We start from the raw sequence: 24,135 nt of genomic DNA on the forward strand, positions 1-24,135 counted from the left end.
GGGTCAACGGACAATTCCCCATTCTGGTTCGTGGGTGTCGGTGTCTGGGCTGAGTTCGGTTGTCCCGCCGGCCATCTCCACGATGGCGTGCGCCGGGCAGTCCAAGAGCGCGCGCGTGACGGCGGGCTGGTCCGGTTCAGGGACTTCGCCGGTACCGACTAGGGTGGCGTACCCCCAGTCGTCGAGGGAGAAGTACGCCGGCGCGTGCTTGGCGCAGATGCCGAACCCGTCGCACATCGTCCGGTCCAGGCGGATCCTCATGCCGTCATCACCGCCTCGATTTCGTAGGGCCGCAGAGTGCGGAACTCACCGGATTGGCATGCCGGACAACCAGTCTCCAGATGGCGTGCCACCTCGGCGGGGAATTGGTCAAGGAGACTGGCTGCGATGTTGGCGGCGCCGTCCAACGTTCCACATGCGCCACGCCCACGCAGCTCGCGCGACCACCGGCGCAGTCGTGCAAGGTCATCAGCAGTCGCGACGCCGTCGCGCAGCCCCGCTGCGGCCGCCGCCATCGCCGCGGTGCCGTTGAAGCACGAGCCGCACTGCCCGGCGTTCTCCCGGTCGAAGTACGCCAGCACCGACGCGGCCACGGCCACGGGGCAGTCACCGTTCAGGATCGAGATGGCGCCGCAGCCAAGGCCGCTGCCCAACCCGCGCAAGGCTTCGTGATCCAGCGTCGCGTCCAGTACACCCGGGCCCAGCAAACCGGCGAAGTAGCCGCCCATCAGGGCACCCGTCGCCATTTCGGTTGGCACACCATGGAGTTCGAGCACATCGGCGAATCTGACGCCGTGCGGCAACTCATAGAGAGCAGACGGCCGGCCGGCTCCGGTGATGGTCGCCAGGAATGAGCCGGGTGACGATGCGGTGCCGACGGACCTGTAGTCCTCGGCGCCGTGCGTCTGGATGTAGGGGAGGTTGGCCAGGGTCTCGACATTGCTGACGAGCGTGGGCAGCGCGCCGATACCCTGCTCGAACGGGCGGGGTGGTTTGTCGGTGGGTTTGGCCGGGCCGCCGTTGATGGCGCGGACCGCGGCGGTCTCCTCGCCGGCGACGTATCCGGGCGCGACAATGACCACCTCGACGGCAGGGCCCGGGTTCCGCTGCGCGACAGCGGCTTCCACGCTGGCCGCGGCCGCCGGGTCCGAGACGTAGACGTACGTCCGCTGGGCGGCGACCATGGCCGCCGCCAGCCGTAAGCCGTCCAGCACGAGGTGGGGGCGGTTGCGCAACAGCCAGCGGTCTTTGATCGACGCGGGCTCACCCTCCTCACCGTTCGCGACGACGACCGCCCCGCCGCGCCCACGGCCGTTGTCGCGGACCGAACGCAATTTGACCGCCATGGGGAATGCGGCGCCGCCGCGGCCGCGCAGTCCCGAGCGTTCCACCTCGTCGAGCAGGCGATCGGGGTCGGTGAGATCGCGGTAGCCCCCGGCCGCTACGTAGTCGTCGTACGTCTCGTCGTCGACCCGCAGCAGTCGCGGGGTGAGCCCCGGCCAGGCGGCCACCGTTAGGCTGACAGGCATGCGCACTGCGGTGGTACGGGTCGATGTCGATCCGGCGGGTGAACTCACGCCTGAGCAGTTAGCGGACGGCATGGCGGCCCTCAAGGAGCTTGCCGCGGCGGTCGGCCAGGACGTGCTCGAGGTGGATCTCGCCGCGATGCCGCCCCGGCGCCGCCAGGTGCAGCTGCTGATCGCGGGCAGCCAGCCGGATACGGGTGTTGCCCTGTGCGCCAAGGCGTTCGGCACCGCGCCGCGGCTCGGCGTCGTGACCTACGTCAGCCGTGGGACCGATGACGACGCACACGGCGTGCTGGCGCGATTCGGGATCACCGGAGAGGTGGCACGCGAACCCGGCTCCGAGGGCTTCGACATCGTCACCGTGACCGTGGCCCGAGTCGATCTGGAACGGATTCCGGAGAGCCGCATCCACACGGCGCTGGAGGCGTCGCTGAATTGTGAGGTGCACATCCGCCCGGTGTGATGTCATCGGCGGAGGAACTCCAGGATCGGCGGAGCGGCCTGCACCCAGGTGTCGAACATGTTGAAGTGCTTGACCTTTCCCGCGGCCCGGGCCTCGTTGGCGCGTTCCCAGGCGTCTTCCGGCCACGGCGGGTCGATCAGTTGCGAACCTTTGATGAGGCAGCTGACTTCCAGTGACGTCCGCTTCGGATGATCGAGGTCGTTCTCGCCGCCGCGGATGATCAGGGTCGGCACCGTGATGTTGTCGAACATCTCGTCCTCGACGCCCGGGATCGTCTGGCCGGGTTTGGGTACGAACGCGTTCAACCATCGGAGCATGAGTTTGAGGTATTCGTCAGCGTCATAGGACTGAAGGCGCGCGGCATTCGCCGGGTTGTCAGCGATGCGCTCACGCCACTCATCCACTTGGGCAACCCCTTTCATCCCTGCCCCGCGAACGGCCAGGATGCTCGGCACGATGTAGTACGAGCCCAGCACGAACGAGCCGTAGACACCGCCGACGATGTTCCAGACCACGAGTTTGGTGACGACCTCGGGATAGAGCATCGCGGTGAGCATGGAATCCCGCGCCCCGCCCGATCCGCCGGCGAGGATGCAGGGCCCGATGCCCAGTTTGGAGATGAGCGTGTACAGGGTCTCGGCGCGCATGTGCGATTCGCTCTGGCCGTAGAACTGCACATCGGACTTGCCACAATTGGGCCGGTCCCACAGCAGCACCCGGTAGCCGCCCTTCGCCAGGGCCTGCGCCAGCGGACGCAGACCCGGAATGTCCTTGCTGAACCGGCCGCCGGGCGTGAGCGCGATGAAATCGCCGGTTTTGCCGAGGATTTCGTAGACGACGTTGCCGCCGTTGATCTCGATGGCCTTCTCGCCGCGCTTGAGTTGCGTCATGCCTGTACCAACACCTCGTTGCCGATGACCCGGACCGGGTAGGTCCGGATACTCCATTCGGGCTTCACCGCTGTTGTCCCGGTGGCCAATTCGAAGCCCCACTGATGCCATGGGCAGTAGATGAACTCCAGGTCGCGCACCATCACGGAGTCGCCCGGCACGCTGTCGTCGACGATGGTCCGGCCGCGTGGCCGGCCCGAGCACAACGGACCGCCTTCGTGCGGACAGTAGTTCGCGATGGCGTAGAACGTGCCGCCCACGTTGTACACGCCGACGCCGTGGCGTCCGATGGGCACCAACTTGTGTGTGCCTGGCGGGATTTCGTCGACAGTGGCGACGACGTGCTCGCGTCCCTGCGCGAGCCGGGGTTCTTTGGGCTCAGTCAATTCAGAACACCCGGACCTGTCCCTCGAGCGCCGGCACCGTGGTCGGAAGCTTGTACGTCTCGATGCCGTTGCGGAACATCACGGCTTCCCGCGCGCGCTCGGGCAGGTGCTTGACGAGCCAGCGGGGGTCGTCGAAGGTCCAGTGCGGGTAGTCCGAACTGAACAGCAGGATCTTCTCGCACTCCATCCACTCGAGGGCCCGGGTGAGTTCGGTCTTGTCCTCGGGGTAGTCCAGCGGCTGCGTGGTGAACTTGATGTGATCTTTGACGTACTCGCTCGGCTTGCGCTTGATGTCGAGCCAGGGCTTGCGCGCCTCATAAATCTTGTCCATGCGCCACATGAGCGGCAGGATCCACGTGAACGCGTGCTCGACGAAAACGATTCGCAGCGTGGGGAATCGATCGAAGAGCCCGTCGAACACCATGCTCATCACCTGGTTGGCTGCGAGCAGCGAATAGGTGACCATGAAGTCGTGGTTGTAGCTCGGCATGCCGACCGGCGGCATGGGGAGCTCTTCGTGATGGCTGCGGGACAGGTGACAGCTCACCGGCATGTCGGCTTTGGTGGCCGCGGCCCAGATCGGGTCGTATTTCGGATCACCCCAAGCTGGTCGCGGCTCGGCCTTGATCAGAATCTGTCCCAGGAACGGGTGGCCGGCCAGCCGGTCGATCTCCGCGGCCGCGGCCAGCGGTTCTTCGATCGCCACGCAGATCGAGCCGCGCCAGCGTTCGTGCCAGTTGTTGTGACTGTCGAGCCAATGGTGGAGCTGCCATTCGTTCAGCGCCACGTTGAGCGCGTGGTTGGCGCCGCCGATACGGGCCGGGTACGCGGCGGGTTCGAGGATCGCGATGTCGGCACCGGCCTGCATGATCAGCTGCTGGAAAGCCAGATGGGGGTCGCTGCAGGCGAATTCACCGTCCGGCGGGAAGGCGTCGGCGCGCATCGCGTACGTGTGCGCGTAGTCGGGGGCGTCGTAGTAGATCTGCTCGCCGACATTGCGGCTCAAGAAGTACCTGGTGCGCCAGGGTTCGGGGATGTATTGGATCAACTCGCCCCGACGTGGGGCCGGGTGGACATCGGAATCGACGCACCGCACGGCGATCCGCTCAGCGGCCGGTTTGCGTTCTGTGACAGTCACACTCATTGCGATCGTTCCTTCCTCACACGCCGACCGGCAGCGTGATGCCGTACAGGTCGGCGGCATTGCGCCAGCAGAGCTTGTCGCGCTGCCCAGTGCTGTAAGAACTCGGCACCGTGAGGTCGTTGAGTTGCCAGTGCGGATAGCTGGACCCATACATCACCATGTCGTCCTTGCCCGTGAAACCCAGCCATTCGCCGGCGATTTCGGCGTCGTCGGGGCCGTCCAGCGCGCCCTGGACGAAATAGACGTGCCCGGGCAGGTAGTCGCTCGGCATCTTCGGCGCCCACGGTGTCTGCTCGAGGTGCGGCCTGCCGAAACAGTCCATGCGCCACATGAACGGGGTCAACAGATCGGCGGCGCCGTCGGCCCAGACGAACTTCAACTCGGGCATCCGCTCGAACACGCCCTCGGCAATCATGTTCATGAGGTGATAGAGGTAGTTCAGCGCCATGAAGCCGACGTACTGCTCGTAGGTGTTCGGCACGCCCGACGGCGTCGGTGCGGACGCGATGCCGGCGCCGACCTCGATGTGCGCGGCCACCGGCAGCTTCGCGTCGATGGCGGCTTCCCACAACGGCCAGAACTGCGGTTTGCCGAACAATTCCCGCGACTGCAGCGGAATGCCGAGCTGCACCACGCGGGGGTGGTCCTTGTACTTCTCGATCTCGCGCAGCGCGCCGGGGATGTCGTCGGGATTGACGCGGATCGTGCCGCGGAAGCGGTCGCCGAATTCCGGGTGGTCCAGCCAGCGTGACACCAGCATCTCGTTGTGCGCCGCGGCGAGCGCGCTGCCGAGGTGACGGTCGGGCATGACGCCGCGCGACATCGGATGCAGCACAGCGACATCGACGCCGCGCTGTTCGAACAGGTCTCGGGCGACGACCGCGGGGTCGGAGCCGGGGTACTGGCCGTCAGGCCCCTCGGTACCGGACGCGTACTCGCCGCCGGGCGCGCCGTACCAATCCATTTCGTAGTCCGGGAAGCCCCGGCTCTTGAACGGTTCCCGCAGCACGTCGCGCAGGTCCCGGTTCGATCCGAAGAAGATGTGCACGCTGGCATCGATGACGGGGGTACGCGTCCCGTCGCCGTGGTCGATCACTTGGCTGCCCTCCCGAGCTCTCGACCCAGTGTAAATCTTAATTACCTCAAAAGAGAATGCTATTCTCACTTCGCGACCGAATTTAGCCGTAGGAGGCGCTGCATGCTTTTGGAGTTCGACGCTGATCAGCGGTTATGGCAGGAGACGGTCCGCGATGCCGTCACCAAGCAGTGTCCAGCCACCCTGATTCGGGACATTGCAGAGAGGGACGCCGACCCGGCTCCGCTCTGGGGAACATGGGTCGATGCCGGTTGGACCGAGATGGCCGACCCGGATAACGCCGTCGAATTGGCGATCGTGCTCGAGGAACTGGGCCGCGCGACGGACCCGACGCCGTTCCTGGCCACGATGACCCAGTTCGCGCCGCTGGCCGGTGACCGATTCGATCCGCAGCACGCGGGTGCCGCTGTCTACCAAGGAGTTTCGGCGCGCCGGGACGGCAGCGGCTGGGCGCTGGACGGGACCGCGCGTTACGTGCTCGACGGCGACCGCGCCGAAAGCGTCGCCGTGGTGACCGCGGCCGGCGTCTTCCTCGTCGACGCACGGGCGGTGCGGGTCCGGCGGGACCTGGTGTTCGACCCGGTGCTGCACATCGCGGACCTGTCGTTCGAGGGGGTTCGAGTACCCGATTCGGCACGCCTCGGCACCGACGCCGGACGGGCCCGTCACGTCGCACTGACCGGCATGGCGATCACCATGGTCGGAGCGTGCCAGCGCATCCTCGACCTGGTGTTGGAGTACGTGAAGGAACGCCATCAGTTCGGTGTCCCGATCGGCTCATTCCAGGCCATCCAGCACAAGGCGGCTGACATGCACGTCGCCATCGAGCGGGCCCGGGCGCTGTCCTATTTCGCCGCGCTGACCATCAGCGTCGACGACCCGCGCCGGCGCCTGGCCGCAGCGATGGCCAAGGCATCGGCGGGGGAGTGCCAGGCCCTGGTGTTCCGGCAGGGGCTGCAGTCGTTCGGCGCCATGGGATTCACCTGGGAGAACGACCTGCAGTTCGCGCTCAAGCGCGCCAAGGCCGGCGAACTGATGCTCGGCGGCGCCGCAGAACACCGCGCGATGATCGCAGAGGAGTACCGTGCAACTCTCGTATGACGCCGACGTCGAAGCATTCCGCGCCGAGTTCGCGGCGTTCCTCGACGAGCATCTGCCCACGGAGACAGACACTTTGGAGCGGCCCCGGTCGGTGTCGCACATGCCGCAGTGGGCGCGTGACTGGCAGCGGCTGCTGTTCGACAACGGCTGGCTGCTGCCCGCCCAGCCGCCGGAGTTCGGCGGCCGCAACGCCACCGTGGTGCAGCAGTTCGTCCATCTCGATGAGCTGTGCCGCCGCCGGATTTACCACAGCTTCAACCCACAGGGCGTGAACATCATTGCGGCATCGCTGCTCACGTTCGGCACCGAGGAGCAGAAGCATCGCTGGGCGGTGCCGGTGCTCCGGGGCGAGAAGACCGCGTCGCTCGGCATGAGCGAACCCAGCGCCGGGTCCGATTTGGCGTCATTGCGCACCCGCGCGGTGCGCGATGGTGACCATTTCGTCGTCAACGGTCAGAAGGTCTGGACGTCGGGCGCACATGACGCCGACTTCCTGCTGACGTTCGTCCGCACCGACCCGGATGCGCCAAAGCACAAGGGCATCAGTGTGCTCATCATCCCGACCGATACACCCGGCGTGGTGTGCCGTCCGTTCGCGGACCTGTGCAGTGAAGAGAACCTGGACTTCAACGAGGTGTTCTTCACGGACGCAAGGGTTCCCGCGGAGAACCTGGTCGGTCCGCTCAACGGTGGCTGGGGTGTCGCGAACGGCTCACTCGGTCACGAACGCACCATGATGTGGCTGGGTTTCGCCGACCGGATCGCCAACATGATCGCGGACTTCCGGCCGCGCACGGCACTCGAGCGCGACCAGTACGCCACGACCATCATGGATTACCACGCCCTGCGCGCCATGGGATCCGCGGCGCTGGCCCGGGCCTCGCGCGGCGAGATGGACACCCAGTCGGTGTCGGTGCTCAAACTCCTGGGGTCGGAGGCCGAGCGCACCGCACTCGAAAATGCGTTGTCCGCGGCGGGAATCGAGGGGCTCAACCACCCCGCGACGTCGGGGCGGTATGAGCACATGAACCTCGACCACTACTTCGTCAGCTGGTTCGAACGCTATGCCCGCAGTTTCGGCGGCACCATCGCCGGCGGCACCTCCGAAATTCAGCGCAACATCATCGCCCAGCACGTGCTGGGCCTGCCGCGAGCCCGCTGACGCCGGCGCGGGCCGAACCGGTCAGTTGCCGGTTCGGTCCGCGTTCGCGTGGATGGCCGCGCGGCAGTAGGCCGCAAGGCCTGGGAGCCCGAATGATTCGTCGTAGGTCGCGACGTACCGCGGGTCGCTGACATACATGTCGCCCAGATTGCGGTGGAAGGCCGGCGGGCAGTCGTAGAACCACCGGTTCACGTGGCGCCGGTGCTGCTCGGCCGCATCCATCGCCTCGACCGAGTCGGGCGGGAGCCCGGCGCGAAAAGCATCGGACAACGCCTTCTCGACGGCCTCGCCCTCGGCCTTGATCTGTACCCAGTCCTCTTTGCCGTAGGACTTCGCCCGGCGCTGCGATTCCTTCCACTCCGGCGTTTCGCCCCACTTCTCCTCGGCTTCCGCCTGATAGTCGTCGAACCCGTCCCCGAAGAGCTCGCGCATGTCGTCGTCCGTCATGGGGGTGTTCGTCATCGCCTTCTCCAATGCCTGATCGATGGCCTCGACGAGTGCTTTCATCTCGTCGAGTTGGGTCATGACGCGTTCGCGCTGCCGAATCAGGTGGCTGACCTCGTCGCCCTCATCCAGCAGGCTCGCGATCTCCTCGAGAGGGAATTCGAGCCTGCGGTAGACGATGATCTGCGACAAGCGCGTCAGATCGGTCGGCGTGTACACCCGGTACCCCGAGGCGCCGCGCCGGCTCGGGGTCAACAACCCGATTTCGTCATAGTGGTGGAGCGTCCGGACCGTGATGCCGAAGCGCTGCGCGACTTCGCCCACGGTGAGTCCGTCCACCGGCATCTCCTGCGTCACATCGATCAGGTTGGTGCCTCACGTCGCGTGAGGGTCAAGTCCAAACCTAGACGACGGGCCTAGATGACGGCCGCTTCCTTGCGCTCGGTGATGGGGCGGGCCAGCTCCTGCTCGTTACAGATGCGCTGCAACTTCTCCAGCGTCTCGTCCAGGCCGGGGCCCAGGCGCTTGCCCGGGGTGAAGTGCGCCGGCAGATTTCGCATGCCCTGGATGACGCCGATGCTGTCGTAGTGCACCGTGCCCTCGGGGTCGCACACGTAGTCGGGCATCCGGTCCAGGACCGCCGTCAGCATTGACTTGAACACCGTGCGGGCCACGTTGGATCCGACGCAGCGGTGCACGCCGATGCCGAAGCTGAAGTGCCGGTTGCCTTTCCGGTCCATGATCAGCTCGTTGGGCTTTTCGAACACCGCGGGGTCGCGGTTCGCCATCGCCCACGACAGCCACAGCCGCTCGTACCGCTTGAACCGATGACCTTCGACCTCGACGTCGTCGGAGAACGTGCGGCCGTCGCCGGGGGCGGGGGTGAAGAAGCGGAGGAACTCCTCGGTGGCGGGATTGAGCAGAGTGGCCCGGTCGCGGCTGAGTCGTGCCCGCTCGTCGGGGTGTTCCCCGAGCCATTCCAGGGCATGGGCGGTGAGCGCGGTCGTGGTGTCGAAGCCGCCGCCGATGATGAGCCCCAGATTGCCCAGGATTTCCAGGTCGGGCGCCGGTTCGCCGTCGATCCGCAACTGCAGCATCGCATTCACCAGCCCGGGCCGCGGATGCTGCCGGATCTCCATCATGTTGTTGATGATGTCGATGCCCATCGCGCGGTGCTGTTCGTTGATCTTCTCGCGTTCGGGCGCGTGCTCGGGGGTGTACACCGACGCGTGAGTGGGCTCGCTGTAGACGTTCCACTTCTTCAGCTCGATGCCCATCATCGCCAGTGTGAACACGGCGGGCACCACGTTGGCGAGATGCTCGACGAAGTCGATGCGGCCCGACTCGATGTGTTCATCCAATGCGGCGCGGGTGATCTCGTCGACGAACGGCTCCCAGCGCTTGATCGCGGCGGGGGAGAGATAGGGGTTCAGCGCACCGCGGTAGGTGCTGTGTTCGGGCTCGTCCATCTCGAGGATGCCGCCCCGGACGGCGCTGGCGCGGCTCGCCTTCGGAATGGTGATGCCCTGGAACGGCGTATCTCCGCTGACGTCGTGGTGGTTGGACACGGCGGGGCAGCGCGCCAACTCGAAGACATGCTTGCTGTCGGCGGCGACCCAGTGACCGTTGTAGGTGTCCGTCCAGGCCACCGGGCACTGTGCCTGCATCTCCTCGGTGATCTGCTCGAACTGCAGCCGGTATTCCGGGGTGTGCCTGTCGAAGTGGAAGGTGTCCTTCTTGCGCTCGTCTTGGACGCTCAAAGTTCCTGTCTCCCTGCTGGTCTCATGTGCGGTCTGGCTTCCGCTACTCTTCGATCGTGATGGCCTGTTCGGGGCAGGACTGCGCAGCCTCGCGGACCGCGTCTTCGAGCCCCGGCGCCACGACGTCGTGAACCGGTGACGACGTACCGTCGATGTCGTTGAGTACGAACGCATCCGGCGCGATCATCGCGCACAACGTGTGTCCCTGGCAGCGCTGCCCGTCAACCCAAACCTTCACTGTCACTCCCGATCAGACGTGGTAGTCGTACCACTTGAGGTAGCCGCCGGCGTCGACTCGCAACTGGGTGCCGGTGATGTAGCGAGCCTCGTCCGAGACCAGCCACAGGATGGCGTTGCTGATGTCCTCGGGTTCGACGAAGTTGACCTTCATGGCCTGCTGGACACCGAAGACCGGCTCGGCGTCCTCGCGCGTCGGATTCGGCAGGTCCGGTCGGAACGACTTGTACATCGGCGGGCTCTGCAACATCGCGGTGTTGACGTTGGTCGGGTGCACCACGTTGAGACGGATACCGCGTGGCGACAGCTCGGTGGCGAGATCGTGTGCGTATTGGGACAGAAGGCGTTTCGACGTCATGTAGGCGAAGCCGCCGATGTCGTTGCCGGGGTCCATCTTCAGATGGGTGTCCATCAGAGCGGCCGTGGAGCCGGTGGCGACGATCGCGGCGCCCTCCCGCAGATGGGGCAGACACACCTGGATGGCGTTGATGGTGCCGATCAGGTTGGTGTTGATGGTGTCGATCCAGGCCTGCAGCGGGATATCGCTTTTCATGCCCGCGACGCCCGCCTGCGCGAGGACGATGTCGACCTTGCCGAACTCGGACAGGCCGGCCTCGAGCGCCGTCCGCAGCTGCGTCACCTCGCGGACGTCGGCATGGGCGGTGACGATGCGCTGACCGGTCTTCTCCACGAGGTTCCTGGTCTCGTCGAGATCCTCGGGCGTGGCCATCGGGTATCCGATGGACTCGATGTCTTCACACAGGTCGACGGCGATGATGTCGGCGCCCTCTTCGGCCAGCCGGACTGCGTGGCTGCGGCCCTGGCCGCGTGCCGCGCCGGTGATGAAGGCGACCTTGCCCGCTACCCGTCCCACTGAAGTCATTGAAAAGCTCTCCCTTGCTAGGTGTTTCGTCCGCCGTTGACGCCAAGGATCTGCCCGGTGATGTAACCGGCTTCTTCTGAGATCAAGAACGCACATGCGGCCGCGATGTCCTCGGGGCGGCCGATGCGCCGCACCGGTGTCGCGTCGATGCTCTGCTGGACCCTGAGGTATCCGCGCTCCTCGGACTTGCGCAGCATGGGAGTGTCGATGAAACCGGGCGGGACCGCGTTCACCGTGATGCCCGCGGGCCCGTACTCCAGCGCAAGCGATTTCGTCAGTCCGTTGACGGCCGACTTGGCGGCGACGTACGGCGACATGTACGGCTGCCCGGAGTGGGTGCTCGACGACGAGATGTTGACGATGCGACCCCAGCCCGCGTCCAGCATGTCCGGCAGCACCGCCTGGATGCAGTGGAAGACACCGTTGAGGTTGACGTCGATGACGCGCTGCCAGTCCGCGAATTCGAGGTCGGTGAACCGCTTGAACTTCTCGAGCCCGGCGGAATTGACCAGCACGGTGATCGGCCCGAGCTTCGCGCGGATGCCGTCGAGCGCGGCATCGACCTGAGTGCGGTCGGTGACATCGGCCGTGAAGCCGAAGTCGTCGTCGTCCGACGGGTTGAGATCAAGGGTCGCGACGTTCAGGCCATCGGCCCGCAGGCGTGCCACGATGGCGCGACCGATGCCGGACCCACCTCCGGTAACGACGGCATTCTTCACGACTGGCTACCGATGTAGATCACCTGGAGAAATCTCCCTTCCGATTTTGAGAACGATACTCTCCGCGTTTGGCATCCCGCAATAGAACCGCCGATAGGGGAGTCGACCTGCGCGGACTGTCCGGTCCGCCGCCGCGGGTCGCCAGGCGGCGGTCGGCCTGGATGTCGGATACCCATCGGAAAAGACGTGCTGTGCGAGTAGGATTACCGAAATTGAAGAATGAGCTTTCCCAACAGAGGAGGTCGGATGGGGCCCTTGGATGGTGTCCGAGTCCTGGAGGTCGCGATGTACGGCTTCGTGCCGTCCGGTGGCGCGGTGCTCGGCGAGTGGGGTGCCGACGTGATCAAGGTCGAGCATGCCGTGACGGGCGACCCGCAGCGCGGCCTGCGCCAGACCGGCGTGTTGCGCGTCGAGGGCGACCCCAATCCCAACATCGAGCACGCCAACCGCGGTAAGCGGAGCATCGGGCTCGACATGTCGGTTCCCGAGGGGCGCGAGGTCCTGCTGGAACTGGCGCGGCGCGCCGATGTCTTCCTGACGAGTTTCCTGCCCGGTCATCGCCGGAAGTTCGGCATCGACGTCGACGACATCCGGGCCGTCAACCCGGCGATCATCTACGCGCGCGGTAGCGCGCTCGGCCCGCGCGGGGCGGAGTCCGAAAAGGGCGGCTACGACATGACGGCATTCTGGTGCCGGGCCGGTACTGCCGCGACGATCACGCCGCCGGGTACGCCGGGCATGATCGGGCCGCCGGGACCGGCCTACGGCGACACCATTTCCGGGACCAACCTGGCCGGCGGCATAGCCGCCGCTCTGTTCAAGCGCGAGCGCACCGGTGAGCCGTCGATCGTCGACGTCTCGCTGCTGGGCAGCGGACTGTGGTCGATGGGCCACACCATCGCATTGACGTCCCACCTCGGCCAGTTGATGCAGGCGCCGCCCCCGGGCGTGCACGGTTCGCCCATCAATCCTCTTGTGGGCCTTTATGAAACGGCTGACGGGCACATCATCTCGCTGGTCATGATGCAGCCGACGAAGTTCTGGGCCGACGTGTGCCGGCACATGGAACTGGATCAGTACATCGACGATCCGCGCTTCGCGACGGCGCAGGACATCGCGTCCAACACCACGGCGGCCGTGGAGATTCTGAGCAAGGCGATGGCGACCAAGACGCTGGCGGAGTGGCGAGAGCGATTCGCCACCCTCTCCGGCCCGTGGGCCCCGGTCCAGGACACGCTGCAGGCTGCCGACGACGCGCAGGTCCGGGCGAACGACTACCTGGTGCAGGCGGGCGAGCTCGAATTGGTCGCCAACCCAGTGCAATTCGACGTGGCCCCGCCGCAGACCGGCCCGGCGCCGGGCTTCGCCGAGCAGACCGAGGAGATCCTGCTGGAACTCGGGTTGGACTGGGACCGGATCATCGAGCTCAAGTCGGCCGGGGCGGTCACCTAGGCCCGCACCGGTCCTCTTGTGGCACTTGCGAATTGGAGACGTCAACTTTCCTTGGCCGTTAGGGAAAGTTGACGTCTCCAGATCGAACATGCCACTGGCAGGCGGTGGGCGGCGGCCACCCCGACGGTGCGCACAGATCGCCTTCCGGCCGCATTTCTTGATCTGTACGCACATTCGCGGTGTCGCCGCCGTCGCCGCAGGCTCAGGCCCTGGCGGCCAATGGGGTGAAGTTGATGTGCAGATCGGTGACGCCGCGCAGGACGAACGTCGGCTCGTAGTTGTAGTGCCGGTCGCCGTCGGCGCCGTGCGCGGTCTCGTCGAGCTGGATGTCACCCAGGCGGTCCAGGATCCGCTCCAGTGACACCCGGCCTTCGACGCGGGCCAGTGGGGCACCAGGGCACGAGTGCACGCCGCGGCTGAAGGCCAGGTGTTCGCGAACGTTCTTGCGGTCCAACTGGAATTCGTGCGGCTGCTCGAACCGGCGCGGATCACGGTTGACCGCGCCCGGGCTGATCATGACGATGGTGCCGGCCGGGGCGTCCATGTCGCCGACCTTCGTAGACTTGCGCGCCAACCGGTGCAATGTCTTGACCGGGCTTTCCATGCGCAGGCATTCCTCGACGAAGTTCGGAATCCGGCTGCGATCCTCGCGCAGCCGCTGCTGCAACTCGGGTTGCTCGCCGAGGAAGCGCATCGCGGCGGTGAGCAGCTTGGCCGTCGTCTCCTGTCCGGCGCCGAAGAGGAACGTCGCGGTCTTGACGACGTCGCTGATCTCCGGAGTGGATCCGTCTTCGTACTTCGCCGTGGCAAGGGAGGTCAGCACGTCGTCGCGCGGATGGCTGCGCCGGTCTTCGAGGTACTGACCGACCTTCTCGTCGGCCCATTCCAGCGGGTTCGACGCCAGCGGTTCGTGGTCGAGCGCGCCGACACGACTGCCGGGGCGCTCGGCGCCGAACGCCTCACGGAACTCCTCGTGGTCCTCTTCGGGGACGCCGAGGAGATCGGCGACGACGAGCAGCGAGAATGGCCGCGCATAGGCGGCCAGAAACTCGCACTTGCCGTCTGCGATGAACTCGTCGATGTGGCGGTCGGCGAGCCGCCACATGAAGTCCTCGTTCTCCTTGAGGCGCTTGGGCGTCAGGAGCCGGGACAGCAGCGAGCGGGCGCGCGTGTGCTCCGGCGGATCCATGGTGATCATGTGCTCGAACATCGGGATGGCGGTGCGATGCTCGGCGAGCTGGGCGCAGATGTCGTCGCCTTCGGGCGTGAACGGCAGCGGGGTGAACGGCCCGGTCACCGCCACGCATGCGGAGAACGAGTCGGCGTCCTTGTAGACCGCGTTGGCCTCTTCCCAGCCGGTGACGGCCACGACACCGTAGTGGTTCTCCCGCGTCACCGGACACTTGCTGCGCAGGTGATCGAAGTACGGGTGCGGGTCGGCTACGAGTGACTGGTCGGTGTAGTAGTCGACCTCGTCGAAGTTCGTCATGTGTGGGCTGGCCTCCAGGCATCGATTTGCAACCAAAGTGCTGGGCACTTGCTTAGCATCTGGATTGTGGCGTGGTCAAGGTCACACGGCGGGATGTGGACAATTACGATCGGCGCGGCAGCGATCGAGAACGGACTGTGACGGCATGGCATCGGAACGAAGGATCGGCGGACCCGAGGCGAAGAACCGCGGGGCCCTACTGGATGCCGCCGAGGCGCTGATGCTCGACGAGGGCTACGCCGCGGTGACCTCCCGCCGGGTCGCCGAAAGAGCCGGTCTCAAGCCGCAACTCGTCCACTACTACTTCCGCACCATGGACGACCTGTTCCTGGCCGCCTTCCGGCGCCGGACCGAGCAGGGGCTGGCGGCCCAGTCGATGATCCTGTTGGCGCCGAACCCGTTGCGGGCGCTGTGGACCTTCCTCATCGAGAACCGCGATACCGCGCTCATCATGGAATATGCCGCACTGGCCAACCATCGCAAGGAACTCGGGTCCGAGATCGCCGGCGCCGCACAGCAATTCCTCGAAGGGCAGGCGGAGTTGGTCGGCTCGGTCCTCGCGCAACACGGCGTCGATGCCGATGAGCTGCCGCCGATCGTCGCGATCTCCTTGATCGTAGGGATGTCACAGCTTCTGACGATGGAGGCCGCGCTCGGGGTCTCCGTCGGCCACGACGAGATTCTCGCCTACTTCGACCGGTACCTGCGCAAGCTCGATCCGGCCGCCGACAACTAGGCCTCCGACCAGTAACCACGGTGAAGTGATTGCGTGTTCGCGCCATATGAGAATAAGATTCTCATGAATCGCGAAGGAGAATTTCATGGGACAACTGTCGCATCGGGTCGATATTCCGTTTCCGCTGTTCGACGCGGACAACCATCTCTACGAGCCGCCCGAGGCACTGACCAAGTACCTGCCCAAGGAGTACAAGGACGTCGTCCAGTACGTCGAGGTCAACGGCCGCACCAAGATCGCGATCCGAGGCCAGATCAGCAACTACATCCCGAACCCCACGTTCTCCGTGGTGGCCCGGCCCGGTGCCTGGGAGGAGTACTTCAAGTACGGCAACCCCGAGGGCAAGACCCGGCGCGAGCTCTTCGGTGAGCCGATGAAGGCCATCCCGGCGTTCTTCGAGCCCGCTCCGCGGCTCGAGCTCATGGACCAACTGGGCCTCGATCGCACACTGATGTTCCCGACGCTTGCCAGCTTGATCGAAGAGCGGCTGCGTGACGACCCGGTCGCCATCCACGTCCTCATCCACTCGCTCAACCAGTGGCTCGACGAAGTGTGGGGGTTCAACTACAAGAACCGCATCTTCACCACGCCGGTGATCACCCTCCCCATCGTGGAGAAGGCCATCGAGGAGCTCGAATGGTGCGTCAAGCGTGGTGCGCGCGCCATCCTGATCCGGCCGGCGCCGGTGCCCGGATTCCGTGGTCCCCGGTCGTTCGCGCTGCCCGAGTTCGATCCGTTCTGGCAGAAGTGCGTCGAGTACGACGTCTTCATCGGGATGCACTCCTCCGACAGCGGCTACTCCCGCTACACGTCCGAGTGGGACGGCGCGGCGCAGGAGATGCTGCCGTTCCAGACCAACGCAATGGCCATCCTCAACGAATGGCGCCCGATCCAGGATGCGGTGGCTTCGTGGGTGATCCACGGCGCGCTGTTCCGCCACCCGAAGCTGAAGGTCGGCATCGTCGAGGCGGGGTCGAAATGGATGTTCCCGTTGCTCGATCAGATGGCCGAGGTCTACAAGAAGGCCCCGGAGTCCTTCCTCGGAAATCCCATGGAGGAGATCAAGAACCGCATTCACGTCAGCCCCTTCTACGAGGAGGGCATCGACGACCTGATCAACCTCGTCGGTGTCGACCAGGTGCTCTACGGATCCGACTGGCCGCACCCCGAGGGCCTGGCCGAGCCGACGCACTACGTGACCGCGCTGCAGCACCTGCCGGTCGACGATCAGGCAAAGATCATGGGCGGCAACCTCGCCCGGCTCGTCACGGTGTAACTCCGGGCGAACCGCGCAAACTCGAGACGAAGAAGGGGCCGCCGGCGATATTGCCGGCGGCCCCTTCTTCGGATCGGAATGTCAGCCGTGGCCGAGGACGCTCTTGGTCTCCACGTACTCGTGGAAACCCGCCTCGCCCCACTCGCGGCCATTGCCGCTGTGCTTGTAGCCGCCGAACGGCGCGTTCATGTCGAAGGCATGGTTGATCGAAATCCAGCCGGCCCGGATTCTGCGGGCCACCGCACGGGCGGCGTCGATGTCGGCGCCAGAAACATAGCCGGCCAGGCCGTATTCGGTGTCGTTGGCGATGTCGACGGCGTCATCGATATCGTCGTATCCGAGCATGCACAGCACCGGTCCGAAGATCTCCTCGCGGGCAATGGTCATGTCGTTCGTGACATCGGCGAATACCGTTGGGCGGACGTAGAATCCGCGGTCCACGCCATCAGGACGTCCCTCGCCACCGGCGACCAGCTTGGCGCCGCCGGCGACCCCCTTGGCGATGAGGCCCTGGATGCGCTCGAACTGGGCGCGCGAGGCGACCGGCCCGATGGCTCTCGGGTTGTCGACGTCGGCGACCCGCACACTGTCGATGGTCTCCGCGGCGATCGAAATGGCTTCGGCCATCCGGGAGTTCGGCACCAACATGCGTGACGGCGCATTGCAGCTCTGGCCCGAGTTCGGCATCATCGCCGAAACGCCGGCCGCGACGCTGGTGGCGAAGGCGTCGTCGTCCAGCACGATGTTCGGGCTCTTACCGCCGAGCTCCTGGCTGACCCGCTTGACGGTCGGCGCCGCGGACCTTGCGACCTCGATTCCGGCCCGGGTCGAGCCGGTGAAGGACACCATGTCGATGCCGGGATGGCTCGAAATGGCCGCTCCCACACCGGCTCCGTCGCCGTAGACCAGGTTGTACACGCCGGGGGGCACTCCCGCGGCGTCGATGACCTCGGTGAAGATCTGCGCCGAGAACGGGGCGACCTCCGACGGCTTGAGGACCACGGTGCAGCCGGTCGCCAACGCGGGGAACACCTTGACGGCGATCTGGTTGAGCGGCCAGTTCCATGGCGTGATGAGGCCGCAGACACCGATCGGTTCGCTCGTCACCAGCGTCTTGCCGAGCTGACGCGAGAACTCGAAATTCTTGAGCACCTCGATGGCGGTCATCAGATGTCCGATGCCGAGCTGCACCTGCGCACCTGCGGCCAGTGCCGGCGGGGCACCGATCTCCTCGCTCACGGCCGCGGCGAGATCGCCTTGGCGCCTGAGATATTCGGCGCTGATCGCCTGCAGCAGGTCGAGGCGTTCTTCGCGGCTGGTCTGCGACCACGACCCGAACGCACGACGTGCGGCCGCGACCGCCTTGTCCACGTCTGCCGCCGAACCCAGGGCAATGCGGCCCGCAACCTCTTCGGTGGCGGGGTTCTCGACGTCCAGTGGCGACAGCCCGACCGGGTCGACCCACTGTCCGTCGATATAGAACTGCAGATACTCGCGCATTGCCTCTCCTTTACTGTGTGCCCTCGGCGTACCAGGTGCGGAATCGGTCGTACTTGGGCATCTCCTCAGAGTTTGCCTTCGGGTCTATGCACACATGCACCACTCCGACCTTGCCGCTGGCGTAGGCACGCGCAATGGCCGGGCCGATCTCGTCTTCTTTCTCAACGTACTCGCCGTGGCAGCCGAAGCCCTCGGCGATCTTGTCCATCCGGACGTCCTTGCTCCAGTGCACTCCGGGTTGCGGCGACGGCTGTGCGAAGGTCCGCTTGTAGACGCCGACCTCCAGGCCCCACTGATGGTCGACACCAACTACACATACCAGTGGAAGGCCCTCGCGCGCAGCGGTTTCCAACTCCGCGATGTGGAACAGGAACGCCGAGTCGCTCGTCAGTAGCATGACCGGCCGTTGGCGGCCCTCGGCGATCGAGGCGCCGACCGCGTAGGGGAGACCGGTGCCCAGGTGGCCGAAGTTCTGATTCCAGATGACGTCGCGCGGCTTGGACTGGGAATAGGTCCACTGGAAGATCACGGTCGCGCCGCCGTCGCGCACCAGGATGCCGTCATCGAGCTCGTTGAACGCCTTGGTCGCCTCGACGACATAACGCGCAGAGTGGATGGGCGCCCGTCCGGTCGGCGCGCTCTCGGCGAGCCCCGCGAGTTCGGCGGCGTCGGACGCGATCAGGGCGTCGAGGTTCGCAGACGGAGCCCGCGGGGTGTCGCGCAGGGCCTCGACGAGCTGCGGGACGACTCCGCGCAGGTCGCCGACCAGCGCCACGTCGAACGAGCGATTGACGCCGATGGCCGTCGGATCCTGTTCGACGTAAACCCATTTGCGATCGGCGTTGCCCGCCGCCCAGTGCTGGGTCCGGCCGTAGTGCATGGGTTCACCGAGTTCGGTGCCCAGCGCGACGCACAGATCGGATTCCTCGACCGCCTGGTTCGCGGCCGGCGAGAACAGGTACGGGAACGTCCGGTCCTGCAGGCCGGGGATGAACGACGTGCCGCCGGAGGTCTGGATGACGGGGCAGTTCATCAGCTCGGCGAGTTCCTTGACCTCCCGCTGGGTGCGCGAGGTGTGCACGCCGTGACCGACCAGCAGGATCGGGCTCGCGGCCTCCCGGATGAGCTTCGCGGCGTCGGCGACCTCACGCGCGCCCGCGCCCTGGTTGACCAGGCGGTAGGACGCGGGGCTCGGTGCGTCTGCCACCTCGAGTTCGTCGAGGATGACATGCGATGGGAACTCGACGTAGGCCGGTCCCGGGGTGCCCGACATCGCCCGGCGGATTGCCTCGTGGATGATCTCGTCGGTCTGATCGGCGTATTCGATGGAGCTGCTGTACTTCACCGACGGCGCGAAAAGTCCTTCTTGCTGGACGAATTGGATCCGTCCCCGGCGCACCCGGCGTTCGGTGATGCGGGCACGCTGTCCGCCCAGGAAGATGACCGGCGAGTTCTCGACGAGGGCACACATCATCGCGCCCGCGATGTTCGCGACGCCCGGACCGAGTGTGCCGATGCACAGACCCGGTTTCCCCGTCATCCGCGAGGCGGCCTCGGCCATGAAGCCGGCGCTCAATTCGTGGTGTGGTGCCACGACGGACCAGCCGCGGGCCTCGGCCTCGGTGAACATGTGCACGAAGTTCGGGTCCGGGATGCCGAACAACGTGTTGACGCCCTCGGCCTCGAACAGGTCGAGAATCCTCTTGTAGACCGGTACACCCATCTGAAAACTCCTTCTAGAGGTAGCGCTTGGCCAGTTGTCTGCGATGTGCCGCAGGGGAGCCGAACAATGAACGGTTGAGCGCAGCGCGTTTGAGGTAGACGTGGATGCCGCTTTCCCACGTGTAGCCGATGCCGCCGTGGAGCTGCATGGCCTTGCCCGCGACATCGACGGCCGCACTGCAGGCGTACGCCTTGGCCATCGACGGGGCGGAATCCGCCCGGCCCTGCACCACGGATTCGACTGCCGCGCTGACGAGTTGGCGCGCCACCTCGACCTGGACGAGCATGTCCGCGCAGGCATGTTTGACGGCCTGGAACGAGCCGATCGGCCGGCCGAATTGATGGCGCACCTTGGCGTAGTCCACCGTTGCGGCCAGCATCGCTTCGGCGATACCGAGACTGTCGGCGGCCACCGCCACGGCGGCGCGGTCCCGCAGGCGCCCGACCGGGTCTGCAGAAGCGTCCTCGTAGCACAAGGTTTCGGCGCCCTGGCCGTCAGTGGTTACGTTCGCCAGCCGACGCGTCTCATCGAGCACGGGTCGGGGCACAGCACGTGAGTCGGCGATGCAGACGCCACTGTCGGTGACGCGCAGGATGCGGTCGGCGCCGTCAGCATCGGGTACGAAGTCGCACGAATCGATCGCCACGGCGAGTCGGATGCTGCCGGCAGCCACGCCGGTCAACAGCTCGTCGCGAAGCGCGCTGGGCGCCAGCATGTTCAGCGCGCCGACGGTCAGCACCGCGCTGCCGAGGTAGGCGGTGGCACTGGCCGCCCGGCCCATCTCCGCGCAGATGACGGCGACTTCGGCGAACGTCGCGCCAGCGCCGCCGAACTCCTCCGGTACCTCCAGCTCCGCCCAGCCGGCCTCGACGACGGCCGGCCACTCGACGTCGCGGCCTTTGGCCAGCAGCTCGCCGGCCACCGACCGCAGTTCGTCATGGAATTCGGTGAATTCGGTCACGGCGCACTCAGTTCCCGCGGCAGCCCGAGGCCCCGTTCGCCGATGATGGTGCGCTGAATCTCGCTTGCCCCGCCGGGAATGGTCCACTCCCACGAGCCGATGAAGTCCAGCAGCCACGAACCCGATTCCCAGCCGCTCGACATCGGTTTCGCCAGGTCGGTGTGGGCGTCGAGGCCGCCGGCCTCGACGCCGAAATCGGTGAGGCGTTGCAGCAGTTCACTGTAGAAGAGTTTGACGATCGACGCGCCGGCCGGTCCCACGGTTCCTTCTTCTGCGTTCTCCACCAGCCGGCGGCACAGACCACGCAGCCCGGTGATCTCGATCTCGAACTGGGCGAGCCGGTCGGCGATCACCGGATCCTCGGCGGCGCAGGACTCGACGAGGCGGCGAAAGCCGTTGTGGAACAGGCGCTCCGACAGCTCCAGCATCGTCAGACCACGCTCTGCGCCCAGCGTCGACTGGGCCACCTGCCAGCCGGCGTTCTCCGGGCCGACGAGATTGGCCGCCGGAATGACCACGTCGGTCAGGAAGATTTCGCAGAAGTGCGAGTCGCCCATCGCGTTGCGGATCGGCCGGACGTCCACGCCCGGGCTGCGCATGTCGAGCAGGAAGTACGAGATGCCCTTGCGTTTCGGGGCATTGGGATCGGTGCGGGCCAACAGCAGGCACCAGTCGGCATGCGCGCCGCCACTGGCCCACAGCTTCTGGCCGTTGACGACGTACGAGTCGCCGGATCGGCGGGCCGAGGTCCGAAGGCTCGCCAGATCGGAGCCTGCCTCGGGCTCGGAGAATCCCTGCACCCAGATTTCGCCGTCGAGAATCGCCGGAAGATGGCGCCGCCGTTGCGCTTCGGTGCCCGCCGCCAGCAAGGTGGCCGCGGCGTGGTGGATGCCGACGAACGCCAGCACCAGCCGCGGTGCGTCGTGCGCGGCCAGCTCCTGGTACAGCACGATCTGGTCGGCGACGCTCATGCCGCCGCCCCACTCGCGGGGCCAGTGCGGGACAGCGAAGCCCGCGGCATGCAGCTCGGCGAACCACGCCTTCTGGAACCTGACGAATTCGGCTTCTGTGACGCCGGTCTGGGTCCGCCGCCAGTCCCGGGGGACATACTCGTCGCACCAACGGCGGACATGGTCGCGGAAGTCGGCGGTCATGACATCCTCCGCGTCAGTTCCGCTTTCGTCGCAGACAGTCCGAGCGGCAGGCGGCGCAGCGGTTGGCTGTAGCGCGACAGCCACGACAGGGTGGTCTCGTCACAGAAGCCGACGGCGCCGTGCAGCTGATGGCAGACCCGGAACACGACATCGGCGGCTTCGATGGCCGACATCCGAAGCGCCAGGGCGTCATTCAGTGCTTCTGACCGGCAAGTCCCGACGCTCCACAGTGCGTGCTTGGCGAGGATGTCCAGTCCACTGCGTTCCACCTCGGCTTCGGTCAGCTGGAACTGCACACCCTGGAATGACGACAGGGGCGCACCGAACTGCTTGCGCATCGTGACATGCGCGATGGTCAGCTCCAGCGCGCGGTCGAGCATGCCCAGCAGGGTCCAGCACGGCAGCATCAAGGCGAGCGCCACATCTGCCGCGCCGCGGTCGTCGACAGCCGACAGCTCGAGGGGAGCCACGAACGCCGGTGCGGCCGGTCCGTGTCCGGCCACCTCGCTGCGGATGCCGGCGACGGTGACGGCCGCCCACCGGCCGTCGAGTCCGGCGACCGGGGCGGCGGGGTTGACGTCGGCCACCACCGACAAGCCGTCGACCTCGAGATCGTCGGGCCGGGAGAGGGTTTCGGCCACCGGATAGGGCAGTGCCCAGTACCCGGCGCTGCGGCAGAGCGCGGCCGCGGCTTCGAGCTCGTCGGCGTCGGATCGCGGGCTCAGTTCCCAGGTGCCCAGTTCGCGCAGCACGCCGTCGACGAGCTCGGCACGGGTATCCGGCTTGGCCTCCGCCTGCTGCACGAGCGCGTCGCCGCCGGCCGCTTCGAAGGCCCGAAGTGCCTGTCGGCCGAACTCTTTCGCCTGCTCGCCGAGATCGAGGATCATCGTGCCGCCAACAGGGCGCGCGACAGCAGTATTCGCTGCATCTCGATGCTGCCCGACGACACCGTCGACGCCTGCGAATAGCGCCAGTGGTCGGCCACTTCGGCCTGAAACCAGCGCGTGTACGGGGTGTCGTCGGTAACCTCTGCGGCCAGATCGGTCAGCACCTCGGCACTGTCCTGATCCAGCCGGGTGACGGCGATGCGGTAGGCCGCCGCATCGGCAGGCTGCACCTGTCCGTCGGCCTGCAGCGCCACCACCCGGTAGGCCATCAGGCGGGCCCGCCGGCAGTGCGTCACCATGCGCACCCACCGGCTGCGCAATTCGTCGGGTAGTGACCGCCAGCGGTCGCCGAGAGCCGTCGGCGCCGCGGCGAGCAACCGTTCACAGCGCGCATAGCGGGCGATGCCGACCCGCTCGAACGACATCACATCCCGCACGATCGACCAGCCCTCATCCACCGTGCCGAGCACATCGGCCCGACTGACACGTAGCTCGTCGATGAACACCTCATTGAGATGGTGGGGGCCGAGCATGGTGCGGATGGGCCGCACCTGGATGGCCGGATCATCCATCGGCACAAGGAAAATCGTGAGCCCCCGCTGCTTCTTCTCCTGCCGGGACGTCCGGGCCAGCAGGAAGCACCACTGTGCCATGGTCGCGTAGGAGGTCCAGATCTTCTGACCCGTGATCCGCCAGCCGTCGCCGTCGGGACGTGCCGTGGTGCGCAGCGATGCGAGGTCGGATCCGGCTTCGGGCTCGGAGAAACCCTGGCACCAGATCACCTCGCCGCGCGCGATCAGTGGCAGGTGCTGCTGCCGTTGCTGTTGGGTGCCGTGGCGCATGATGATCGGCCCGACCCAGTTGACGCCCATGTACTGTGCCCCGCGCGGTTCGTGGTGCGCCCACATCTCCTCGCGCACCACGGTCTGTTCCCACACCGAGGCACCGCGGCCGCCGAACTCCTCCGGCCAGGCCAGGCACAGCAGCTCGCGTTCGGCGAGGGTGCGGCAGAACCGCTGTGCCACCGCGAGATCTGCCGGATCGTCGGTGAAGGCGCCCAGGAAGTCTTCCGGTACATGCTCTTTCACGAGGTTGCGGAGCTGCTGGCGCAACGCCGTGGCGTCGGCGCCCATCTCGAAGTTCATA

General features: G+C 66.4%; 24 protein-coding genes. 6 read left to right on the forward strand and 18 right to left on the reverse strand.

Annotation, left to right across the window (positions count from 1 at the left end; translation table 11 throughout):
• Positions 1 to 3: 3 nt before the first annotated feature.
• Positions 4 to 261, reverse strand: a complete 258-nt coding sequence (locus tag BR47_RS30320) for a ferredoxin (RefSeq protein WP_029119640.1) — start codon at positions 259 to 261, stop codon at positions 4 to 6.
• Positions 258 to 1,529 (reverse strand): NADH-ubiquinone oxidoreductase-F iron-sulfur binding region domain-containing protein, encoded by a 1,272-nt coding sequence (locus tag BR47_RS0111785; protein WP_029119641.1) that lies wholly within the window; start codon positions 1,527 to 1,529, stop codon positions 258 to 260. Before BR47_RS0111785 ends, BR47_RS30320 begins: the two co-directional genes overlap by 4 nt.
• Here BR47_RS0111785 and BR47_RS0111790 point away from each other — a divergent pair.
• On the forward strand, positions 1,528 to 1,989 hold the full coding sequence (locus BR47_RS0111790) for a hypothetical protein (protein ID WP_029119642.1): 462 nt from the start codon (positions 1,528 to 1,530) through the stop codon (positions 1,987 to 1,989). The two genes, BR47_RS0111785 and BR47_RS0111790, sit on opposite strands and share 2 nt — an antisense overlap.
• Positions 1,990 to 1,991: 2 nt before the next feature.
• On the opposite strand, the gene BR47_RS0111795 is transcribed toward BR47_RS0111790, so the two are convergent.
• The 4 genes from BR47_RS0111795 to BR47_RS0111810 are packed head-to-tail and all read right to left on the reverse strand — an operon-like array spanning position 1,992 to position 5,505.
• The gene (locus BR47_RS0111795) at positions 1,992 to 2,879 is read right to left on the reverse strand and encodes an alpha/beta fold hydrolase (protein ID WP_029119643.1); all 888 of its coding nucleotides are present in this window, start codon (positions 2,877 to 2,879) and stop codon (positions 1,992 to 1,994) included.
• Positions 2,876 to 3,265, reverse strand: a complete 390-nt coding sequence (locus tag BR47_RS0111800; protein ID WP_029119644.1) for a Rieske (2Fe-2S) protein — start codon at positions 3,263 to 3,265, stop codon at positions 2,876 to 2,878. The genes BR47_RS0111795 and BR47_RS0111800 overlap by 4 nt, the downstream gene beginning before the upstream one ends.
• 1 nt (position 3,266) lies before the next feature.
• Positions 3,267 to 4,409, reverse strand: a complete 1,143-nt coding sequence (locus BR47_RS0111805; protein ID WP_020102566.1) for an amidohydrolase family protein — start codon at positions 4,407 to 4,409, stop codon at positions 3,267 to 3,269.
• Between the two features lie 16 nt (positions 4,410 to 4,425).
• Entirely contained in the window at positions 4,426 to 5,505 is a 1,080-nt protein-coding gene (locus BR47_RS0111810; protein ID WP_020102565.1) for an amidohydrolase family protein, read from the reverse strand.
• A 102-nt stretch (positions 5,506 to 5,607) separates the two neighbouring features.
• Here BR47_RS0111810 and BR47_RS0111815 point away from each other — a divergent pair, with 102 nt between their 5' ends.
• On the forward strand, positions 5,608 to 6,606 hold the full coding sequence (locus BR47_RS0111815) for an acyl-CoA dehydrogenase family protein (protein ID WP_020102564.1): 999 nt from the start codon (positions 5,608 to 5,610) through the stop codon (positions 6,604 to 6,606).
• Positions 6,590 to 7,768 (forward strand): acyl-CoA dehydrogenase family protein, encoded by a 1,179-nt coding sequence (locus BR47_RS0111820; RefSeq protein ID WP_020102563.1) that lies wholly within the window; start codon positions 6,590 to 6,592, stop codon positions 7,766 to 7,768. The genes BR47_RS0111815 and BR47_RS0111820 overlap by 17 nt, the downstream gene beginning before the upstream one ends.
• 21 nt (positions 7,769 to 7,789) lie before the next feature.
• Here the strand turns inward: BR47_RS0111820 and BR47_RS0111825 are convergent, their stop codons facing one another.
• From BR47_RS0111825 to BR47_RS0111845, 5 genes are all read right to left on the reverse strand, one after another.
• Positions 7,790 to 8,551, reverse strand: coding sequence for a MerR family transcriptional regulator (locus tag BR47_RS0111825; RefSeq protein ID WP_029105478.1), 762 nt, complete (start codon positions 8,549 to 8,551; stop codon positions 7,790 to 7,792).
• Positions 8,552 to 8,628: 77 nt separating this feature from the next.
• Positions 8,629 to 9,972: a cytochrome P450 gene (locus tag BR47_RS0111830; RefSeq protein WP_029119645.1), complete on the reverse strand. Its 1,344-nt coding sequence runs from the start codon at positions 9,970 to 9,972 to the stop codon at positions 8,629 to 8,631.
• 43 nt (positions 9,973 to 10,015) lie between these two features.
• Positions 10,016 to 10,210 (reverse strand): ferredoxin, encoded by a 195-nt coding sequence (locus BR47_RS0111835; RefSeq protein ID WP_029105477.1) that lies wholly within the window; start codon positions 10,208 to 10,210, stop codon positions 10,016 to 10,018.
• Between the two features lie 12 nt (positions 10,211 to 10,222).
• Positions 10,223 to 11,083, reverse strand: coding sequence for a mycofactocin-coupled SDR family oxidoreductase (locus BR47_RS0111840; RefSeq protein ID WP_020102559.1), 861 nt, complete (start codon positions 11,081 to 11,083; stop codon positions 10,223 to 10,225).
• A gap of 26 nt (positions 11,084 to 11,109) precedes the next feature.
• Complete coding sequence (locus BR47_RS0111845) at positions 11,110 to 11,811, reverse strand: SDR family NAD(P)-dependent oxidoreductase (RefSeq protein WP_020102558.1); 702 nt, start codon at positions 11,809 to 11,811, stop codon at positions 11,110 to 11,112.
• Positions 11,812 to 12,057: 246 nt separating this feature from the next.
• Between BR47_RS0111845 and BR47_RS0111850 the strand changes: the two genes are divergently transcribed.
• The gene (locus BR47_RS0111850; protein WP_029119646.1) at positions 12,058 to 13,263 is read left to right on the forward strand and encodes a CaiB/BaiF CoA transferase family protein; all 1,206 of its coding nucleotides are present in this window, start codon (positions 12,058 to 12,060) and stop codon (positions 13,261 to 13,263) included.
• 202 nt (positions 13,264 to 13,465) lie between these two features.
• Here BR47_RS0111850 and BR47_RS0111855 read toward each other — a convergent pair whose 3' ends face one another.
• The gene (locus tag BR47_RS0111855) at positions 13,466 to 14,752 is read right to left on the reverse strand and encodes a cytochrome P450 (RefSeq protein WP_020102556.1); all 1,287 of its coding nucleotides are present in this window, start codon (positions 14,750 to 14,752) and stop codon (positions 13,466 to 13,468) included.
• Positions 14,753 to 14,897: 145 nt separating this feature from the next.
• Between BR47_RS0111855 and BR47_RS0111860 the strand changes: the two genes are divergently transcribed.
• Both BR47_RS0111860 and BR47_RS0111865 read left to right on the forward strand, forming a co-directional pair.
• Positions 14,898 to 15,488, forward strand: coding sequence for a TetR/AcrR family transcriptional regulator (locus BR47_RS0111860; RefSeq protein ID WP_020102555.1), 591 nt, complete (start codon positions 14,898 to 14,900; stop codon positions 15,486 to 15,488).
• Positions 15,489 to 15,573: 85 nt separating this feature from the next.
• Entirely contained in the window at positions 15,574 to 16,764 is a 1,191-nt protein-coding gene (locus tag BR47_RS0111865; RefSeq protein WP_029119647.1) for an amidohydrolase family protein, read from the forward strand.
• A gap of 81 nt (positions 16,765 to 16,845) precedes the next feature.
• On the opposite strand, the gene BR47_RS0111870 is transcribed toward BR47_RS0111865, so the two are convergent.
• Genes BR47_RS0111870 through BR47_RS0111895 form a run of 6 tightly spaced genes read right to left on the reverse strand, consistent with a single transcriptional unit; the run spans position 16,846 to position 24,134 of the window.
• Positions 16,846 to 18,264: an aldehyde dehydrogenase family protein gene (locus BR47_RS0111870; protein WP_029119648.1), complete on the reverse strand. Its 1,419-nt coding sequence runs from the start codon at positions 18,262 to 18,264 to the stop codon at positions 16,846 to 16,848.
• Between the two features lie 10 nt (positions 18,265 to 18,274).
• Complete coding sequence (locus BR47_RS0111875) at positions 18,275 to 19,987, reverse strand: thiamine pyrophosphate-binding protein (protein WP_029119649.1); 1,713 nt, start codon at positions 19,985 to 19,987, stop codon at positions 18,275 to 18,277.
• A 13-nt stretch (positions 19,988 to 20,000) separates the two neighbouring features.
• Positions 20,001 to 20,948 carry an acyl-CoA dehydrogenase family protein gene (locus tag BR47_RS0111880; protein ID WP_029119650.1) on the reverse strand — a complete coding sequence of 316 codons (948 nt, stop codon included), beginning with the start codon at positions 20,946 to 20,948 and terminating at the stop codon, positions 20,001 to 20,003.
• Complete coding sequence (locus BR47_RS0111885; RefSeq protein ID WP_020102550.1) at positions 20,945 to 22,102, reverse strand: acyl-CoA dehydrogenase family protein; 1,158 nt, start codon at positions 22,100 to 22,102, stop codon at positions 20,945 to 20,947. Before BR47_RS0111885 ends, BR47_RS0111880 begins: the two co-directional genes overlap by 4 nt.
• Positions 22,099 to 22,989 carry an acyl-CoA dehydrogenase family protein gene (locus BR47_RS0111890; RefSeq protein WP_029119651.1) on the reverse strand — a complete coding sequence of 297 codons (891 nt, stop codon included), beginning with the start codon at positions 22,987 to 22,989 and terminating at the stop codon, positions 22,099 to 22,101. Before BR47_RS0111890 ends, BR47_RS0111885 begins: the two co-directional genes overlap by 4 nt.
• A complete protein-coding gene (locus BR47_RS0111895) occupies positions 22,986 to 24,134 on the reverse strand; it encodes an acyl-CoA dehydrogenase family protein (RefSeq protein WP_029119652.1) in 1,149 nt (382 codons plus the stop codon). The genes BR47_RS0111890 and BR47_RS0111895 overlap by 4 nt, the downstream gene beginning before the upstream one ends.
• Position 24,135: the final 1 nt, after the last annotated feature.

Source organism: Mycobacterium sp. UNC410CL29Cvi84 (assembly GCF_000686745.1).
Classification (GTDB): Bacteria; Actinomycetota; Actinomycetes; order Mycobacteriales; family Mycobacteriaceae; genus Mycobacterium; species Mycobacterium mucogenicum_B.

Coding starts and splice junctions, on each gene's coding strand:
- BR47_RS0111855 (WP_020102556.1), bottom strand. CDS start 14,752: ATGACGAACTTCGACGAGGTCGACTACTACACCGACCAGTCACTCGTA.
- BR47_RS0111870 (WP_029119648.1), bottom strand. CDS start 18,264: ATGCGCGAGTATCTGCAGTTCTATATCGACGGACAGTGGGTCGACCCG.
- BR47_RS0111865 (WP_029119647.1), top strand. CDS start 15,574: ATGGGACAACTGTCGCATCGGGTCGATATTCCGTTTCCGCTGTTCGAC.
- BR47_RS0111895 (WP_029119652.1), bottom strand. CDS start 24,134: ATGAACTTCGAGATGGGCGCCGACGCCACGGCGTTGCGCCAGCAGCTC.
- BR47_RS0111875 (WP_029119649.1), bottom strand. CDS start 19,987: ATGGGTGTACCGGTCTACAAGAGGATTCTCGACCTGTTCGAGGCCGAG.
- BR47_RS0111790 (WP_029119642.1), top strand. CDS start 1,528: ATGCGCACTGCGGTGGTACGGGTCGATGTCGATCCGGCGGGTGAACTC.
- BR47_RS0111860 (WP_020102555.1), top strand. CDS start 14,898: ATGGCATCGGAACGAAGGATCGGCGGACCCGAGGCGAAGAACCGCGGG.
- BR47_RS30320 (WP_029119640.1), bottom strand. CDS start 261: ATGAGGATCCGCCTGGACCGGACGATGTGCGACGGGTTCGGCATCTGC.
- BR47_RS0111795 (WP_029119643.1), bottom strand. CDS start 2,879: ATGACGCAACTCAAGCGCGGCGAGAAGGCCATCGAGATCAACGGCGGC.
- BR47_RS0111885 (WP_020102550.1), bottom strand. CDS start 22,102: ATGACCGCCGACTTCCGCGACCATGTCCGCCGTTGGTGCGACGAGTAT.
- BR47_RS0111815 (WP_020102564.1), top strand. CDS start 5,608: ATGCTTTTGGAGTTCGACGCTGATCAGCGGTTATGGCAGGAGACGGTC.
- BR47_RS0111890 (WP_029119651.1), bottom strand. CDS start 22,989: ATGATCCTCGATCTCGGCGAGCAGGCGAAAGAGTTCGGCCGACAGGCA.
- BR47_RS0111785 (WP_029119641.1), bottom strand. CDS start 1,529: ATGCCTGTCAGCCTAACGGTGGCCGCCTGGCCGGGGCTCACCCCGCGA.
- BR47_RS0111805 (WP_020102566.1), bottom strand. CDS start 4,409: ATGAGTGTGACTGTCACAGAACGCAAACCGGCCGCTGAGCGGATCGCC.
- BR47_RS0111850 (WP_029119646.1), top strand. CDS start 12,058: ATGGGGCCCTTGGATGGTGTCCGAGTCCTGGAGGTCGCGATGTACGGC.